The sequence below is a fragment of the Methylophaga sp. UBA4204 genome, assembly GCF_002379485.1.
Lineage (GTDB): Bacteria > Pseudomonadota > Gammaproteobacteria > Nitrosococcales > Methylophagaceae > Methylophaga.
Window position 1 is genome coordinate 47295 of record NZ_DFTU01000048.1, and the last position, 667, is coordinate 47961.

A 667-nucleotide genomic window follows, 5' to 3' on the forward strand; every position below is an offset into this window, starting at 1 on the left:
CTGTATGGCTTTTTAACCACATTGAGTATTATGCTGATTGCTGGATACTGTCGACCGGTAGAGTCACATGTGGAAAAACTCTGGCAGGATATTGCCATAGCAAAAAGCACCAAGCCCACAGGAAAATTAGCTACTGCAAAATCAATTTAGTTGCGATGAAAAATTATAACCGTTTGCCAAATTGTGGATGGTTAATGGCTTTTGGCTGGCTAATGCTGAGCATAAGCTCACCGTTAGCTCACAGCAAGGAGCAGGAGTCAGCCGGAAATGTTGTGCTGTTACATGGTTTGGCTCGCACAGCAGGCTCAATGGATTCGATGGGAAAACATCTGAACAAAGCAGGGTATAAGGTATGCAATATTGATTATCCTTCCCGCAAACACCGTATCGAGAATCTGACCAGCGAATTTGTTGTACCAGAAATCCAACAATGTTTCGGTGATGTTTTAACACCTTTGCATTTTGTCACCCATTCACTGGGAGGTATTATTGTCAGGCAACTCGCGGTGGAACATCAGCAAATCAAAATTGGCAGGGTAGTAATGTTATCGCCGCCTAATCAAGGCAGCGAAGTGGTCGACAAACTGGGCACCTGGGGCTTATTTGAATGGATAAACGGGCCTGCCGGCAAGCAACTGGGGACAACAGAAGACGCTATACCCAACCA

The 667-nt window shown here is 45.3% G+C and carries 1 protein-coding gene; it reads left to right on the top strand.

Translation table 11 applies throughout. From position 1 onward, the window contains the following. Positions 1 to 194: 194 nt before the first annotated feature. The coding region (locus tag B3182_RS07015) for an esterase/lipase family protein (RefSeq protein ID WP_292752093.1) at positions 195 to 667 on the top strand (473 nt) is incomplete at its 3' end.